Source organism: Pseudomonas sp. WS 5021 (assembly GCF_012985535.1).
GTDB lineage: Bacteria > Pseudomonadota > Gammaproteobacteria > Pseudomonadales > Pseudomonadaceae > Aquipseudomonas.
Map to the genome: position 1 here is coordinate 25,425 of NZ_JAAQWP010000006.1, position 16,307 is coordinate 41,731.

Annotated in this window: 12 protein-coding genes and 2 tRNA genes; 4 read left to right on the top strand and 10 right to left on the bottom strand. The window is 61.5% G+C overall.

Annotation, left to right across the window (positions count from 1 at the left end; genetic code table 11):
• Positions 1–120 precede the first annotated feature (120 nt).
• The 4 genes from HBO19_RS19130 to HBO19_RS19145 all read left to right on the top strand — a co-directional run bounded on the left by HBO19_RS19130 (position 121) and on the right by HBO19_RS19145 (position 3,207).
• Positions 121–207, top strand: a tRNA-Leu gene (locus HBO19_RS19130).
• 179 nt (positions 208–386) lie between these two features.
• Positions 387–473: transfer RNA gene (locus tag HBO19_RS19135), tRNA-Leu, on the top strand.
• A gap of 143 nt (positions 474–616) precedes the next feature.
• On the top strand, positions 617–1,642 hold the full coding sequence (locus HBO19_RS19140) for an extracellular solute-binding protein (protein ID WP_169952203.1): 1,026 nt from the start codon (positions 617–619) through the stop codon (positions 1,640–1,642).
• Entirely contained in the window at positions 1,642–3,207 is a 1,566-nt protein-coding gene (locus HBO19_RS19145) for an iron ABC transporter permease (protein ID WP_170042457.1), read from the top strand. The genes HBO19_RS19140 and HBO19_RS19145 overlap by 1 nt, the downstream gene beginning before the upstream one ends.
• Before the next feature lie 76 nt (positions 3,208–3,283).
• On the opposite strand, the gene HBO19_RS19150 is transcribed toward HBO19_RS19145, so the two are convergent.
• The 10 genes from HBO19_RS19150 to HBO19_RS19195 form a co-directional block, all read right to left on the bottom strand.
• Positions 3,284–5,218 (bottom strand): methyl-accepting chemotaxis protein, encoded by a 1,935-nt coding sequence (locus HBO19_RS19150; RefSeq protein WP_170042455.1) that lies wholly within the window; start codon positions 5,216–5,218, stop codon positions 3,284–3,286.
• Positions 5,219–5,357: 139 nt separating this feature from the next.
• The gene (locus HBO19_RS19155) at positions 5,358–6,647 is read right to left on the bottom strand and encodes an adenylosuccinate synthase (protein ID WP_169952210.1); all 1,290 of its coding nucleotides are present in this window, start codon (positions 6,645–6,647) and stop codon (positions 5,358–5,360) included.
• A 54-nt stretch (positions 6,648–6,701) separates the two neighbouring features.
• Positions 6,702–7,889, bottom strand: a complete 1,188-nt coding sequence (locus HBO19_RS19160; protein ID WP_169952212.1) for an ATP phosphoribosyltransferase regulatory subunit — start codon at positions 7,887–7,889, stop codon at positions 6,702–6,704.
• A 296-nt stretch (positions 7,890–8,185) separates the two neighbouring features.
• Positions 8,186–9,052 carry a protease modulator HflC gene (gene hflC / locus HBO19_RS19165; protein WP_017849753.1) on the bottom strand — a complete coding sequence of 289 codons (867 nt, stop codon included), beginning with the start codon at positions 9,050–9,052 and terminating at the stop codon, positions 8,186–8,188.
• Positions 9,052–10,230, bottom strand: coding sequence for an FtsH protease activity modulator HflK (gene hflK, locus HBO19_RS19170; RefSeq protein WP_115127254.1), 1,179 nt, complete (start codon positions 10,228–10,230; stop codon positions 9,052–9,054). Before hflK ends, hflC begins: the two co-directional genes overlap by 1 nt.
• A 96-nt stretch (positions 10,231–10,326) precedes the next feature.
• Complete coding sequence (gene hflX / locus HBO19_RS19175; protein WP_170058091.1) at positions 10,327–11,628, bottom strand: ribosome rescue GTPase HflX; 1,302 nt, start codon at positions 11,626–11,628, stop codon at positions 10,327–10,329.
• Positions 11,629–11,640: 12 nt separating this feature from the next.
• Entirely contained in the window at positions 11,641–11,901 is a 261-nt protein-coding gene (hfq, locus tag HBO19_RS19180; RefSeq protein ID WP_010221594.1) for an RNA chaperone Hfq, read from the bottom strand.
• Positions 11,902–11,996: 95 nt separating this feature from the next.
• Positions 11,997–12,968 (bottom strand): tRNA (adenosine(37)-N6)-dimethylallyltransferase MiaA, encoded by a 972-nt coding sequence (gene miaA / locus HBO19_RS19185; RefSeq protein ID WP_170058092.1) that lies wholly within the window; start codon positions 12,966–12,968, stop codon positions 11,997–11,999.
• Positions 12,968–14,866, bottom strand: a complete 1,899-nt coding sequence (mutL, locus tag HBO19_RS19190) for a DNA mismatch repair endonuclease MutL (RefSeq protein ID WP_170058222.1) — start codon at positions 14,864–14,866, stop codon at positions 12,968–12,970. Before mutL ends, miaA begins: the two co-directional genes overlap by 1 nt.
• A 14-nt stretch (positions 14,867–14,880) precedes the next feature.
• Complete coding sequence (locus HBO19_RS19195) at positions 14,881–16,302, bottom strand: N-acetylmuramoyl-L-alanine amidase (protein ID WP_169952436.1); 1,422 nt, start codon at positions 16,300–16,302, stop codon at positions 14,881–14,883.
• Positions 16,303–16,307: the final 5 nt, after the last annotated feature.

Below are 16,307 nucleotides of genomic sequence, written 5' to 3' on the forward strand. Positions count from 1 at the left end.
CAAAACCACCTTGCGCGACCGCCCGCGAAATTTTCCAGGCTTTTTTGATGACGGGGGTTTACAGCTCAAAAGTCACTCCGTATAGTGCGCGCCATCGACGACGGCAACGTTGAAGATACTGCCCAGATGGTGAAATTGGTAGACACGCCAGCTTCAGGTGCTGGTGACCGCAAGGTCGTGGAAGTTCGAGTCTTCTTCTGGGCACCAATTCAAAACTTGAGGTTTGCGCCTTGAGTCTCACAAAAACCCGCGAAAGCGGGTTTTTGCGTTACAGGCCTTTGATTTTTAACCGAAAAATTGATTTATAAAATCAAATCAGGGGTTTACAGATCAAAAAGCCCGCCGTATAGTTCGCCCCATCAACAGCGGCAACGTTGTTTGATAATGCCCAGGTGGTGAAATTGGTAGACACGCCAGCTTCAGGTGCTGGTGATCGCAAGGTCGTGGAAGTTCGAGTCTTCTCCTGGGCACCAAATTCAGATCAAACCCGCGAAAGCGGGTTTTTTCGTTTCTGGGGTTTAAAAACTCCCACTGCATTGCTCCCCTGTCCGCACTTGAGAAGTTTTATCGTTTATCCTTGCAATGATTTGTTGCACTCAAGTGAGGAAAACCCCGGATGATGATCCGCGATACCCGTCTCAAGACATCCCTTCTGCGTGGCCTGACCATCACTCTGCTCGGCCTGACCCTGCTCTCTCCCGCCGCCTACGCCGCCGACAAGGTTGAACTGACCCTGTACAACGGCCAGCACAAGGAAGTCGGCGATGAACTCGCCAAGGCCTTCGAAGCCAAGACCGGCATTCATGTGAATGTGCGCAAGGGCAGCAGTAACCAATTGGCCAGCCAGGTCGTCGAAGAGGGTGAGCGCTCCCCCGCCGACGTGATCTACACCGAAGAATCCCCGCCGCTCAACAAGCTCGGCGAACAAGGCCTGCTGGCCACTATCGACGCCAGCACCCTGGATGTCTTGCCCAAGGAATACGTAGCTGCCAACGGCGCCTGGATGGGCGTGACCGCACGCACCCGGGTCGTGGCCTTCAACCCGAAGTTGATCAAGGAAGAAGAACTGCCCAAGTCGGTCCTGGATTTTGCCGGCCCCGAGTGGCAAGGCAAGGTTGGTTTCGTCCCCACCAGCGGCGCCTTCCAGGAACAGGCCGTGGCCATCATCAAGCTGCATGGTCGTGAAGCCGCCGAGGAATGGCTGACCGGCCTGCGCGCGTTCGGCAAGGTCTACAGCAACAATATGGTGGCCCTCAAAGCCGTGGAAAACGGCGAAGTCGCGACGGTATTGGTGAACAACTACTACTGGTTTGCCCTGAAAAAGGAAAAAACCAACCTGGATTCGCAACTGCACTATTTCACCGATGGCGATGCCGGCGGCCTGATCACCGTCTCGGCAGCGGCGGCACTCAAATCCAGCAAGCACCCCAAGGAAGCCCAGCAACTGCTGGCTTTCATGGCCAGCGAAGAAGGCCAGCGGGTTATCACCAATACCTCGGCTGAATACCCGTTGCGCAAGGGCATGGAGTCCAATCGCGGCCTCAAGCCTTTCAGCGAGCTGCAACCGCCAAAAGTCACTCCCGCCGACCTGGGCAATGCCGAAGAAGCCCTGGAGCTGGAACGTGAGGTTGGCCTGAACTGATGAACCCATCGCTACCGACCCCCGCCTTGCGCGGGGGTTTTAGTCCACGGCGCAAGCGCCCTTCAATCTGGTTGCTGCTGCCGGTCTTGCTCCTGGTGGGCCTGAGCCTGCTGCCATTGGTGTATGTGGGCCTCAAGGCCTGGCAAGCGGGCTGGACCGAAGCGGTGCATCTGCTGTGGCGCCCGTATGTGTTCGGGTTGCTGCGCAACACGTTGGCACTGATGGTTGGCGTGACCATGGCCTGCGCGGTGATCGGCCTGTCCCTGGCCTGGCTGCTGGAGCGCAGCAACCTGCCGGGCCGGCGGATCTGGGGAGTGATCCTGTGCCTGCCGTTTGCCGTGCCGGCGTTTGTCAGCAGCTTTACCTGGGTGTCGCTGAGCGCCCAGTTCGAAGGCCTGGGCGGTGCGATCCTGGTCATGACCCTGTCCAAGTACCCATTGGTGTTCCTGCCGGTGGCGGCCACCCTGCGCAACCTGGACCCGTCCCTGGAAGAGTCGGCCCGCACCCTGGGCCTGAATCGCTGGGGCGTATTCTTTCGCATCACCCTGCCGCTGCTGTGGCCATCACTGTTGGCCGGCGCGCTGCTGATTGCCCTGCACATGCTGGTGGAATTCGGCGCCCTGTCGATCATCGGCCTGCAAACCTTCACCACGGCGATCTACCAACAGTTCGAGCTGGAATTTAGCAACGCCAATGCGGCGATGCTGTCTGCGGTACTGCTATTGATGTGCCTGACCCTGCTGTGGCTGGAGTTGCGCGTGCGCGGCAAGGGCCGGCATGTGCGCACTGGACAAGGCGCGGCGCGGCATGCCGAACAGGTTCGATTGGGCAGATGGGCGCCACTGGGCCAGTTGTATTGCGTGATGCTGGCGATCATTGGCAGTGGCATTCCGTTAGGGATGCTCGGTTACTGGCTGGCCGTGGGCTCTTCGGCCGCCTTCCCGGTTGCGCAAATCAGCGAGGCACTGCTGTCGTCCCTGGCCCTTTCCCTCGGCGGCGCCGCACTGTGCCTGGCGCTGGCTGTGCCGGTAGGCCTTTTGGTGGTGCGCTACAAGGGTCAACTGGCGCTATGGGCCGAACGCCTGCCGTACCTGCTGCACGCCCTGCCCGGCCTGGTGATTGCCCTGACCCTGGTGTATTTCGCCCTGCATTACGTGCCGGCGCTGTACCAGACCTCGGCGCTGCTGCTGATCGCCTATGCGCTGTTGTTCCTGCCACTGGCCCAGGCCCCCATCCGCACTGCGCTGAACAAGGCTGCGCCGCAGTTGGAAGAGGCGGCACGCACGCTGGGCGCATCGTCGTTCAGCGCGTTCTGCCGGGTGACCCTGCCGATTATCTTTCCGGCATTGGGTGCGGCGTTTGCGCTGGTGTTCCTCGACGCGATGAAGGAATTGACCGCAACCTTGCTGCTCAGCCCGACGGGACTGAATACCCTGGCCACGGCAGTATGGGCACACACCTCGAATGTGGAGTTTGCGGCGGCGGCGCCTTATGCGGCGTTGTTGATTCTGGTGTCGGGGTTGCCGGTGTATCTGCTGACGACGCGGATGTATCTGAGTCGCTGAGATCGCTATCGCGGGCAAGCCCGCTCCCACACCTGTGGGAGCGGGCTTGCCCGCGATGGCGCCCGCTCAGGCGACGCTAGGCCCGAAACTGCCCCAGGCTGGCCTTCAACTGCGCCGCCAACCCATCCAGCACCTTGCCACTGGCCGTGGTTTCCACCACCGCCTGCGCCGCACGCTCGGCCTGGGCGTGGATCACCTCGACCCGGCCACGCACCGCATGCGCGCCCTGGGCCTGGTGCTCGGCAGCCCGGGTCGCCAGGCCAATCGCCGCGTGCACCTGCTCTACCGAGGCCTGCACCGTTTGCTGCAGGCGCACGCTGTCACGCAGCACCAGCAGACCTTCGCTGGCCTGGCGCCCGGCCTTGCCGATGGTTTCGACTGCCTCGCGCGCGCCTTGCTGCAACGCCACGATGTGCGCCTGGATATCACCGGTGGAGCTTTGGGTTTTACTCGCCAGCGCCCGCACTTCGTCCGCCACCACCGCAAAACCGCGCCCGGTCTCGCCGGCACGCGCCGCTTCGATGGCCGCATTCAGGGCCAGCAGGTTGGTCTGCTCGGCAATCCCGTGGATCACCGTCAGCACCACTTCAATCTGCTCGCTTTGCTGGGCCAGGCGCTCGATCACCTTGGAGCCGGCCTGCACCTGGCCTGCCAGTGCTTCGATCAAACTGCCGACCTCCGCCGAGGTCCGCGAATTTTCATCGGTGGCCTGGCGGATATCCACCACCTGCTGCAACGCGGCCTGCATGGCGTGACTTTCGGCCTGGGCCTCGTCGGCCATTTGCGACAGCGCCCGCAGGCTTTCGGCCACTTCGTCGCGCTGCAAGCCCGCCGCCGCATCAGCACCAGCATTGCGTAGGGTCATCGCGCCGATTTCCACACCAGTACGCTGGGCCACATCGCCCGCCTCGCGCACGATGGGCTGCAACTTATCCACAAACCGATTGACCGCCGAAGCCATGGCGCCGATTTCGTCCTGGCTGTTGATCTGCACACGCTTGGTCAGGTCGCCCTCGCCAGCGGCCAAGTCATCCATGGCGGCAATCAGCAGCTTCAGGCGATTGACCACCCGCCGCCCCAGCACCACGGCAATCAGCAACAGCACGCCCAGGCCAACCACCGCCAGGCCCAGACCAATCCGCCAGCGCAGGGCCTGCGCGGCCTCTTGTACGGCGCTTGAGGTGTTAGCCGTCATTTGCGTGGCCGTGGCCTGCGCCGACTGCAAGCGTGCGCCCATGGCCGCTGCGCTGTCAGCCGCCGCGCCCTTGAGGCTATCGCCCACCAATTGACCGCCACTGGCGATCAGCGCAATGAAACGCTGGTCCAGCGCCGCCAGATCCGCCTCGACCGCAACGGTGGAAACCCCCATGAGCACCTTGCCGATCTCCACGCCATTGGGGCTGATCGATGCCTCAACGTAATACACCGACGGGTCGTTTTTCGCGGCATTCAACACTTTATCCAGCGCGCGGTCGCCTTCGCCTTTCTCCAACAGCGCCTTATTGATCGGGTTTTCCCGGTTCAGATAACGGGTCAGGTGCTGGCCCGTGGCATCGTCGTACACCACAAACAGCACGTTGGGGTTGCGCTGGGCGCGTCGGGCGAACTCGGACAGCGCCGGGACATCACTGTCCCACATGGCACGCGGCGCAACCGAGGCCAGCAACTGCGCCATGTCATTGGCAGAGTCCTTCAGGTCCTTTTCCAGGGTCGCACGCAGTTGCTGCTGCTCTTGCTTGAGGCGCGCAGAAAGCCCGGCCGTCAGGCGGTCGCTGGTGCTGGTCGACAGGCTGTCCAGGCTGGATGTCACTTCCTTGCCCGCCTGGGTCAATTCGCCCGACAGTTTCTGGCTGTCCACACCCAGACGCTTGCCCAAATCGGCTTCCAGGGCCGTGACTGTGCTCCGGGTCAGGGCGACCGCCACCAGCACTTGCACCAAAAGAGCGATACCAAGGGTAACGAACACCGGCCGCAGCAGCCGGCTTTGTAACAATGAGAGAACGGCAGACATCGGGAATCCCTCCACCACGGGTGCCATTAAATTGATAGCACCGCGAAAGAGAGAAACATAGCAAGGGTCGTGCCGTGCGCAAGGCAGAAACGACAAAGGGCCCCCGAAGGGACCCTTTGCTTTTTACATCAACAGCTTATTAAGCGAACGGATGACGCAGAACGATGGTCTCGTTGCGGTCCGGGCCGGTCGAAATAATGTCGATCGGCGCGCCAATCAGCTCTTCAACGCGCTTGATGTACGCACGGGCGTTAGCGGGCAGTTCTTCCAGGGTCTTGGCACCCACGGTCGATTCGGTCCAGCCTGGTACTTCTTCGTACACAGGCTGCAGGCCGACGTAGCTGTCAGCGTCGGTCGGGGCCACATCATTACCTTCTGCGTCTTTGTAGCCGATGCAGATGTTGATGGTTTCCAGGCCATCGAGTACGTCCAGCTTGGTCAGGCAGATGCCCGAGATGCTGTTCACATCGATAGCGCGACGCAGGATAACGGCGTCAAACCAGCCACAACGACGGGCACGGCCGGTAGTGGCGCCGAACTCGTGGCCTTGCTTGGCCAGGTGCGCACCGACGTCGTCAAACAGCTCAGTCGGGAATGGGCCCGAACCTACGCGTGTGGTGTAGGCCTTGGTGATGCCCAGGATGTAGTCCAGGAACATCGGACCGACGCCCGAACCCGTCGCAACGCCGCCAGCGGTGGTGTTGGAGCTGGTCACGTACGGGTAGGTACCGTGGTCGATATCCAGCAACGAACCCTGGGCGCCTTCGAACATGATGTCTTTGCCGGCGCGACGCAGGTCGTGCAGCTCGGCAGTCACGTCCAGCATCAGCGGCTTGAGCAGTTCAGCGTACTCTTTGCACTCAGCCAGGGTCTTGTCGAATTCAATGGCGGGCTCTTTGTAGTAACCAACCAGCATGAAGTTGTGGTAATCCACCAGCTCACGCAGCTTGTCTTCAAAGCGCGGCATGTTGAGCAGGTCGCCCACACGCAGGCCACGACGTGCAACCTTGTCTTCGTAGGCCGGGCCGATGCCGCGACCGGTAGTACCGATCTTCAGCTCGCCACGGGCCTTTTCACGGGCCTGGTCCAGCGCAACGTGGAAGGACAGGATCAGCGGGCAGGACGGGCTGATACGCAGGCGCTCGCGCACCGGTACGCCTTTCTCTTCCAGCTTGGTGATCTCGCGCAGCAGGGCGTCAGGTGCAACCACGACGCCGTTGCCGATCAGGCACTGCACGCCTTCGCGCAGGACGCCCGACGGGATCAGGTGCAAGACGGTTTTTTCGCCATCGATGACCAGGGTGTGGCCAGCGTTGTGACCACCTTGGTAGCGCACTACGGCGGCAGCATGTTCGGTCAGCAGATCAACGATCTTGCCTTTGCCCTCATCACCCCATTGGGTGCCCAGGACTACGACATTCTTACCCATAACACTTGTCCTCATTCGCGCAAACTTGGTGCCGGCATTGGCCGGCAGGAAAACTCAAGAAGCCAGTGGCGATACTTGCCAAAGCCCGTTCTGCTGAATCAATTGCCGGTCGCAGTCCGCTTCACGGGCGGCGGCCAATGGCTGCCCAGGCAAGGCCTGGACGACACGCTGACCCTCACTGCGCAACTGGCAGACCTGCTGCCAGAGTGCCGCGTCCGTACTGTCTGGCATCCAGATACCGCCAGACGGTAGCTCGACTTCAGCACGCCCCAGGGTCACCAGGGTTTTCAAATCGGTAGAAAAGCCAGTCGCCGGACGGGCACGACCGAAGTCGGCGCCGATATCGTCATAACGACCGCCCTGGGCGATGGCCTGGCCAACACCCGGAACAAACACGGCGAACACCACACCGGTGTGGTAGTGGTAGCCGCGCAGCTCACCCAGGTCAAAATACAGCGGCAGTTGCGGGAAGCGCGCCGACAACTGCTCGGCAATCGCCAGCACGTCGTCCAGGGCCGCCAACACCGGGGCCGGTGCGTTGGCGAGGCGATCACGGGCAGCGGTCAGCACTTCGCGACCACCACACAGGCCCACCAGCGCACGCAGCATGCCGGCCAGATCCTCAGGCACGCCTTCGGTCAGGGCGATCACTTCGTCGATGGCCTTGCGTTGCAGGGCATCGAACAACTGTTGCTCAACTTCGCCAGACAAACCGGCCGCACGAGCCAGGCCACGGTAGATACCGACATGCCCCAGGTCCATGTGCACATCCGGCACGTCAGCCAGTTGCAGCATCGCCAGCATCAGGCTGATGACTTCGACGTCGCTGCTCGGGCTCGCATCGCCGTACAACTCGGCGCCCAGCTGGATCGGGCTACGGGACGATGACAGGGCGCGCGGTTGCGCGTGCAGCACGCTGCCGGCATAGCACAGGCGGCTCGGCCCTTCACGGCGCAGGGTATGCGCATCGATGCGCGCCACTTGCGGCGTGATGTCGGCGCGAAAGCCCATTTGCCGGCCCGATTGCGGGTCGATGACCTTGAAGGTGCGCAGATCCAGGTCCTGGCCCGCGCCGGTCAGCAGGGATTCCAGGTACTCGATATGGGGAGTCACGACAAACTCGTAACCCCAGCTCTGGAACAGATCCAACACCTGGCGACGCGCGACTTCAATACGCGCAGCCTCTGGTGGCAGTACTTCTTCGATGCCATCTGGCAGCAGCCAGCGGTCTACCGTTGCCATTACGCCATTCCCCTATGACCCGGCCTGCCCTTGGGCGAGCCTTGAGTGAAGCAGAAAATACCCGGCCCCTGCATAAACCACGCGCAAGAGCGACGTGACGAATGGCCTGTAAACGGCCTCGTCGGGCACTTTCCTCGAAAAACCTGTCACGCCTGCAGCGTAAAACAGCAATCAAACATGCAGACGCAAAAAAGCCGGGAATTTCCCGGCTGCCGCATCATACACCCGTTTTCCGAAAGGATCACCCCGCCAAGCGTTTTAGCCGCCCGACGGAGTGGGTCCAGACAGTCAGCGGGTTACTTGGACTTTTCCAGGTAGCGGAAGAAATCGCTACTTGGGTCCAGCACCATGACGTCGGTTTTGTTCGCAAAGCTTTCACGGTAGGCACGCAGGCTACGGTAGAACGCGTAGAACTCCTGGTCCTGGCCATAAGCCTTGGCGTAGATCGATGCGGCTTGAGCATCACCATCACCGCGAGCCTCTTCAGACTCACGATAGGCTTCTGCCAACAGTACGCGACGCTGACGGTCGGCATCCGCACGGATACCTTCAGCCAGTTCGTTACCCTTGGCGCGGTGCTCACGAGCCTCACGCTCACGCTCGGTGCTCATCCGCTCGAACACGCTGCGGTTCACTTCCTTGGGCAGGTCAATGGCCTTGACCCGAACATCGACAACTTCGATGCCCAGCTCTTTTTCAGCCATGGTGTTCAACGAACGCGTGATGTCAGCCATCAGCGCATCACGTTCACCGGATACCACCTCGTGCAGGGTGCGCTTACCAAACTGGTCGCGCAGGCCCGATTCCAGACGACGGGACAAACGCTCGTCGGCAATCTGCTTGAGGCCGGAAGTCGCGGTGTAGAAACGCTCGGCATCCTTGACGCGCCACTTGGCGTAGGCGTCAACCATCACGGCTTTCTTTTCCAGGGTCAGGAAACGCTGTGTCGGTGCATCCAGGGTCATCAGGCGGGCGTCGAACTTGCGCACCTGGTTGACGTAGGGGACTTTCACATGCAGGCCCGGCTGGACATCCGCCTGGACCACACGCCCGAATTGCAGCAGCACCGCGCGCTCGGTCTGAGCCACGATGTAGAAGCAGTTCCAGGCAGCGATGACCACGACGACGCCCACAATCAGGGCGGTCAGCGATTTATTGCTCATCAACGACTCTCCCTGGAACGTGTTTGCTGTTGCTGCAGGTCAGCGGCCGCACGGGCGCTCGCTTCGTTGGCAGCGGCAGTCGAACTGGCGGAAGACGAAGTACTGCCGGCACTACGACCACCTTCGATCATCTTGTCCAGCGGCAGGTACAGCAGGTTGTTCTGCCCACCTTTGTTGCCGGTCACGAGAACCTTGCTGGTGTTGGTGAAGACTTCCTGCATGGTGTCCAGGTACAGACGCTCGCGGGTGACTTCCGGTGCCTTGCGGTACTCGGCCACCAGCTTGGTGAAGCGGTCGGCCTCACCCTTGGCGCGGGACACGACTTCGTCGCGGTAACCGTTGGCATCTTCAAGGATGCGCTGGGCCTGACCACGGGCTTCCGGCACGACGCCGTTGGCGTAGGTTTCAGCCTGGTTGCGCGAACGCTGCTCGTCTTCACGGGCACGGATCACGTCATCGAAGGCTTCCTGCACTTCACGCGGTGCAGCTGCGCTCTGTACGTTGACCTGGGTAACGGTGATACCGGTGCGATAGGTATCGAGGAACCGTTGCAGGCGCTCCTTGATCTCGCTGGCCATCAGTTCACGGCCTTCGGTCAGCACCTGGTCCATCGCAGTGGAACCCACTACGTGGCGCAGGGCGCTTTCGGTCGCGTGCTGCAAGCTGATTTCCGGCTGGTCGACGTTAAGCACGAAGTCCTGCAGGTTGCTGATCTTGTACTGCACGGTCAGCGGCACTTCGACGATGTTCTCGTCTTCGGTCAGCATCTGGCCCTGCTTGGTGTAGGCACGCTCACGCGTGACGTTCTCCATGTACTTCTTGTCGATCGGCGGGAAGTAGATGTTCAGGCCGGGGCCGACAGTCTCGTAGTACTTGCCAAAGCGCAGCACCACGGCTTGCTCCTGCTCGTCGACTACATAAACCGCGCTGTACAGCCAGACAGCCGCCAGCGCCACGAGGCCGAGGCCAAGCAGGCCGTAGCCGCCGCCCTTGCCTGTGCGACCGCCGTCGTCACCACCACGTTTTTTTCCACCACCGAACAACCCATTCAGGCTTTCCTGCAGCTTTCGGAAGGCCTCGTCGAGATCTGGTGGCCCCTTGCGGTCGCCATTATTGCGGCGTTTACCACCCCAAGGATCCTGATTATTCGAGTTGCCACCCGGCTCATTCCAAGCCATAGCGCTCTCCATCTGATAAAGCAAAGACGCACCCACGGCGCGCCGACCAATGCTACAGAATGCCTGCCACAGCGGCACAACCGCTTTCTCAGGCTTTTATTGCAAAGTGTGTTGTTCGAGGAACTCCGTCGGTACAACGCCCTCACGACTCACCAGTCGATTGAGCTCCGAACGGGGCAAACGAACAGCCAGCAGGCTGACACCTTCTTCGTCGTGTTCTTCTTTCTGTACGGCGCCCAACTCGAAAAATTGAGCACGCAGTCGAGCAAAACGCTGCGGCAAGCGCAAGGTGCCGACGAACAAATCGCCGCCCAGCAACTCTGCGATCGCCTGTTCAAGCAGTTCCAGGCCGCTACCGTCCCGCGCCGAGAGCCAGACCCGCTGGGGCCTGCCGTTTTCGTCGCGCTGGATCTGCGGCTCTACACCCTCGAGCAAATCGAGTTTGTTATAGACCTCGAGGATCGGCAAGTCTTGGGCACCAATCTCACCCAGTACTACCATGACCTGCTCGATCTGCAACATCCGGTCAGGCTCGGCCGCATCGATGACGTGCAGCAGCAGGTCGGAGTTGCTCGACTCTTCGAGCGTAGACCGGAATGCCTCGACCAGCTTGTGCGGCAAGTGGCGGATGAAGCCCACGGTGTCGGCCAGCACAATCGGCCCCAGGTCGTCGAGTTCCAGACGGCGCAAGGTCGGGTCGAGGGTGGCGAACAACTGGTCTGCCGCGTACACGTCCGACTTGGTCACGTTGTTGAACAACGTGGATTTACCGGCGTTGGTGTAGCCCACCAGGGACACGGTAGGGATATCCGCACGGGTACGCCCACGGCGTGATTGCTCGCGCTGGCTGCGTACTTTTTCCAGGCGGCCCTTGATCTGGCGCAGGCGCACCCGCAGCAGACGCCGGTCGGTTTCAAGTTGGGTTTCACCCGGGCCACGCATGCCGATACCACCACCCTGACGCTCAAGGTGAGTCCAGCCGCGAACCAGGCGGGTGCTCATGTGGTCAAGCTGGGCCAGTTCAACCTGGAGCTTGCCTTCATGGGTACGGGCGCGCTGGGCGAAAATATCGAGAATCAGACCGGTGCGGTCAATCACGCGACACTCGAAGACACGTTCGAGGTTACGCTCCTGACTGGGCGTGAGGATGTGATTGAAGATCACCAGATCGGCTTCTTCGGCATGGACCAGGTCGCGTACTTCCTCGACCTTGCCGCTGCCAATCAGAAATTTGGCGGTTGGCCGATGACGCGGCACGTTAAAAAACGCGACGGTCTCGGCGCCGGCCGAATTTGCCAGCTCCTGAAACTCCTGCGGATCTTCGCGCGCCTCAGGGTCCTGTCCATCCAAGTGAACGAGGATTACTCGCTCACCACCACCGTGGCGCTCAAAGAACAAAGGAGACTCCTATCAGGCGTTACCTGGCTCAGCGTCACCCTGTTCGGATTCGGTTGCGCTAGGCAGACGAATTGGACGAACCGGCACTACTGTCGAGATAGCGTGTTTGTAGACCATCTGGCTTACGGTGTTTTTCAGCAGGATCACGAACTGGTCGAAAGACTCGATCGTACCTTGCAGCTTGATGCCGTTGACCAGATAGATGGAAACCCCAACTTTCTCTTTACGTAAAGTATTCAAGTAAGGGTCTTGTAGCGAATGCCCTTTTGACATGTGCCGCACTCCTTTAAGGATCAATAATAAAAAATCGGAAAAATAGATAGTTTGTAGCCGTCACACCCCCAAGGATAGACGGCAATTGCAAGGACTCAGCTCAATATGGAGACCGTTCCCAAGTATTTCAAGGCGCGTGACAGATTGTCGCAATCCAGACTGTCCAGCCAATGCAAGTCAGTCCAGCTGCGCAGCCAAGTGAACTGGCGCTTTGCCAATTGGCGCGTGGCAATAATGCCGCGCTCCTGCATTTCGGCTGACGTCAGCTTGCCATCCAGATGATCCCAGACTTGGCGGTAGCCTACAGCACGTATCGAAGGCAATCCCGGATGCAGATCACCTCTTGAACGCAGTGCTACGACCTCTTCCACGAACCCCTGTTCCAACATAATTGTGAATCTTTGTGCAATTCGCTCATGCAGCACCTGGCGATTCGCCGGAGCGATGGCCAGATTGGCGACAGTATAGGGCAATTGTCCCGGTCCAGAGGTGCCTGCGTCAGTACTTTGCGCAGATTGTCTGAGGCGATGGGCCGTCATTGTCTGGCCAGTCACGCGCCAGACTTCCAGGGCCCGGCTCAGGCGCTGGGGGTCATTGGGGTGAATGCGCGCGGCAGACACCGGGTCAATCGCCGCCAATTGCTCGTGCAGGGCCTGCCAGCCAAGGCGCGCAGCCTCTTCTTCGATCTCGGCGCGCACCTGTGGATCGGCGGGCGGCATGTCTGCCAGGCCTTCCTGCAGAGCCTTGTAATAGAGCATCGTGCCGCCCACCAGCAGCGGGATATTGCCCCGCGCGGTGATCTCAGCCATGGCGGCGAGGGCATCGGTACGAAAATCCGCCGCCGAGTAGCTTTGCGACGGATCGATAATGTCGATCAGACGATGGGGATGGGCAGCCAATAGCTCTTTGGACGGTTTGGCGGTGCCGATATCCATGCCTCGATAAACCAGGGCCGAATCGACGCTGATCAGCTCACAGGGCAGGACCTTGGTCAGCTCGATCGCCAAGTCGGTCTTGCCGGCCGCTGTCGGGCCCATCAGGAAGATGGCGGGAGGTAGGGCGCTCATCAGCGACCGCGCAGGAATAGTTTGTCCAGATCATCCAGGCCCATCTGGGTCCAGGTCGGTCGGCCGTGGTTGCACTGGCCACTGCGCTCGGTGTTTTCCATGTCCCGCAGCAGGCCGTTCATTTCCGGCAGGGCCAGGCGCCGGTTGGCGCGGATCGCGCCGTGGCAGGCCATGGTGCCGAGCAGTTCGTTGATATGTGCCTGGATCCGGTCACTGGTGCCGTACTCCATCAGGTCCGCCAGCACGTCAGCCACCAGCCGGTTAGCCTCAGCCTGCTTGAGCAAGGCGGGAATCTGCCGGATAGCCAGGGTTTCCGGGCCCAGTCGCTGCAATTCAAAGCCCAGTTTCTGGAACACCGCGAGGTGCTCCTCGGCGCAATCGGCTTCACGCTGGCTGACGGCCAGGGACTCTGGCACCAGCAATGGCTGGCCGCTCAGGCCTTCGCTGGCCATGGCGATCTTCAGGCGCTCGTACATGATTCGCTCGTGGGCTGCGTGCATGTCCACCAGCACCAGGCCGTGGGCGTTTTCGGCGAGGATATAGATGCCCTTGAGCTGAGCCAGGGCATAACCGAGCGGCGGGATATCACCGCCACCTTCCGGCAGGGCCACCGCGCCCGGCTCGGCACCGGGCAGCGGCGCGAAAAATTCGCGATAGGCCGCCTGTGCCTCGGCCACTGGCACCGCCGACTGCGGACGCGGGGTGTATTGATACTGATAGCCCGCCCCCGCGCCGGAACCCGCCGCCGGGTAGCTTGGCTGGGATTGCGGCGCTTGCAGCAGGTTGGCCGCCAGGCTCATTTCGCCCTGGGGCCCGAATTCACCGGCCTCAGGACCCGTCGGGCGGACGATGGCGGTGACTATCGGTGCCGCCAGTTGATCATCCGGACGCACATCGCCCAAAGCACGGTGCAAGGTGCCATAGAGGAAATCGTGGACCATGCGCCCGTCACGGAAGCGCACCTCATGCTTGGTCGGGTGCACGTTGACGTCGACTACTGCCGGGTCCACTTCAAAAAACAGTACGAAGGTCGGATGCCGGCCATTGAACAGCACGTCGCGATAGGCCTGGCGCACCGCGTGGGCCACCAGTTTGTCGCGCACTGCACGGCCATTCACAAAAAAATACTGCAAGTCGGCCTGGCTGCGGGAGAACGTCGGCAGGCCGACCCAACCCCACAAATGCAGGCCATTGCGCTCGATTTCAATCGGCAGCGCCTGCTCCAGGAACCCAGCACCGCAGATCGCCGACACGCGCCGGGCGCGGGCGGCATCGTCGTTGGCCTCGTGCAGGCTAAGGATGGTCTTGCCGTTGTGGCGCAGATGGAAAGCCACGTCGAAACGGGCCAGGGCCAGGCGCTTGATGACTTCTTGCAGGTGATCGAATTCGGTTTTTTCGGCCTTGAGGAATTTGCGCCGTGCCGGAGTATTGAAGAACAGGTCGCGCACTTCCACCGAGGTGCCTACCGGGTGGGCCGCCGGCTGGACCCGAGGGGCCATGTCGCGGCCTTCGGTTTCTACCTGCCAGGCCTGTTCGGCGCCACGGGTGCGGGAAGTCAGGGTCAGGCGCGCCACGGAGCTGATCGACGCCAGGGCCTCACCGCGAAAGCCCAGGCTCATCACCCGCTCAAGGTCTTCCAGGTCACGGATCTTGCTGGTGGCATGGCGTGCCAGCGCCAGCGGCAGGTCGTCGGAGGAGATCCCGCTGCCGTCGTCACGCACCCGCAGCAACTTGACTCCGCCCTGCTCCACGTCCACGTCAATGCGCTTGGCGCCGGAGTCGAGGCTGTTTTCCAGCAACTCCTTGATCACCGAGGCCGGACGCTCAACTACTTCGCCCGCAGCGATCTGGTTGGCCAGCCGTGGGCTGAGCAGTTCGATGCGCGAAGCGCTGTTCAATACCGATTCGCTCATTACTGGGCTGCCAATTCAGTGCCGGGGATGGTCAATACCTGGCCGACTTTCAGTTCATCGGTTTTCAGGCTATTGGCGCTGCGCAAGGTGGCAGCCGAGACCTGGAAGCGTACGGCCAGCATGGCCAGGGTGTCGCCGGGCTGCACCCGATGGTCACGCGGGCCCTGGGCAATTTTCCCGGAGTCCCGCAGCCAGGCGATATAAGTGCCCGGTGGCGGGTTCTGCTGGAAGAACTGGCGCACGCCGGCGCTGATGGAGCGCGCCAGCGCCTGCTGGTGGCTGGCGGAGGCGAGCTTGTTGGCTTCGTTGGCGTTGGAGATAAAGCCGGTTTCGACCAGGATCGACGGGATATCCGGCGACTTGAGCACCATGAACCCGGCTTGCTCCACCCGCTGTTTGTGCAGCGGCGTGACCCGGCCCATGTTGCTCAACACCTTCTGCCCGACGTTCAGGCTGGAGGTCAGCGAGGCGGTCATCGACAGGTCCAGCAACACACCTGCGAGCATGCGGTCCTTGTCATCCAGGGACACGTTGCCGGCACCGCCGATCAAGTCGGAACGGTTTTCGCTGTCAGCCAGCCAGCGCGCGGTCTCGGATGTGGCGCCACGATCCGACAGGGCAAACACCGAGGCGCCGAAGGCTGCCTTCGACGGTGCGGCGTCGGCGTGGATCGAAACGAACAGGTCCGCGCCCTTTTTGCGGGCGATTTCAGTACGCCCACGCAATGGGATGAAGTAGTCGCCAGTACGGGTCAATTCGGCGCGATAACCCTTCATCCCGTTGATCTGGCGCTGCAGTTCACGGGCGATGGCCAGGACCACATCTTTTTCGTGCTGGCCACGGGAGCCCGAGGCACCCGGGTCTTCACCGCCGTGCCCGGCGTCGATCACTACGATAATGTCGCGCTTGCCGGCCGGCGCGGGTGGCAGCGGTGGCAACTTGACCTGGGGCTGCGCAGGATTGACCGGCACCGCCGGGGTGGTGGCAACCGCAGGGGTCGGCGCCGGGGTGGGCGCGGCGTCGGCAGGATTGTCAAAGAGGTCGACCACCAGGCGGTTGCCATACTGGGCGTTCGGCGCGAGGGAAAAACTCTTGGGCGTGACGACTTTCTTCAGGTCGATGACCACCCGCAGGTCGGTCGGAGTGCGCTGGGCCGAGCGCATCGCGGTAATCGGCGTGTTGGCGGTGGAAACCTTCAAGGGCGCAGCCAGGGTTGCACCGTTGATGTCGATCACCAGGCGATCAGGCGCCGTCAGGGTAAAGACGCTGTGCTGGACCGGGCCAGACAGGTCGAACACCAGTCGCGTGTTATCCGGTGCTCGCCACAGGCGCACACTTTTTACCTGTGAAGCGGCCAGAGCATTGACAGTCATTGCCGCAAGCAACACCCCCACGACAGCAACCAACGCGCGAAAGCGCATACCTA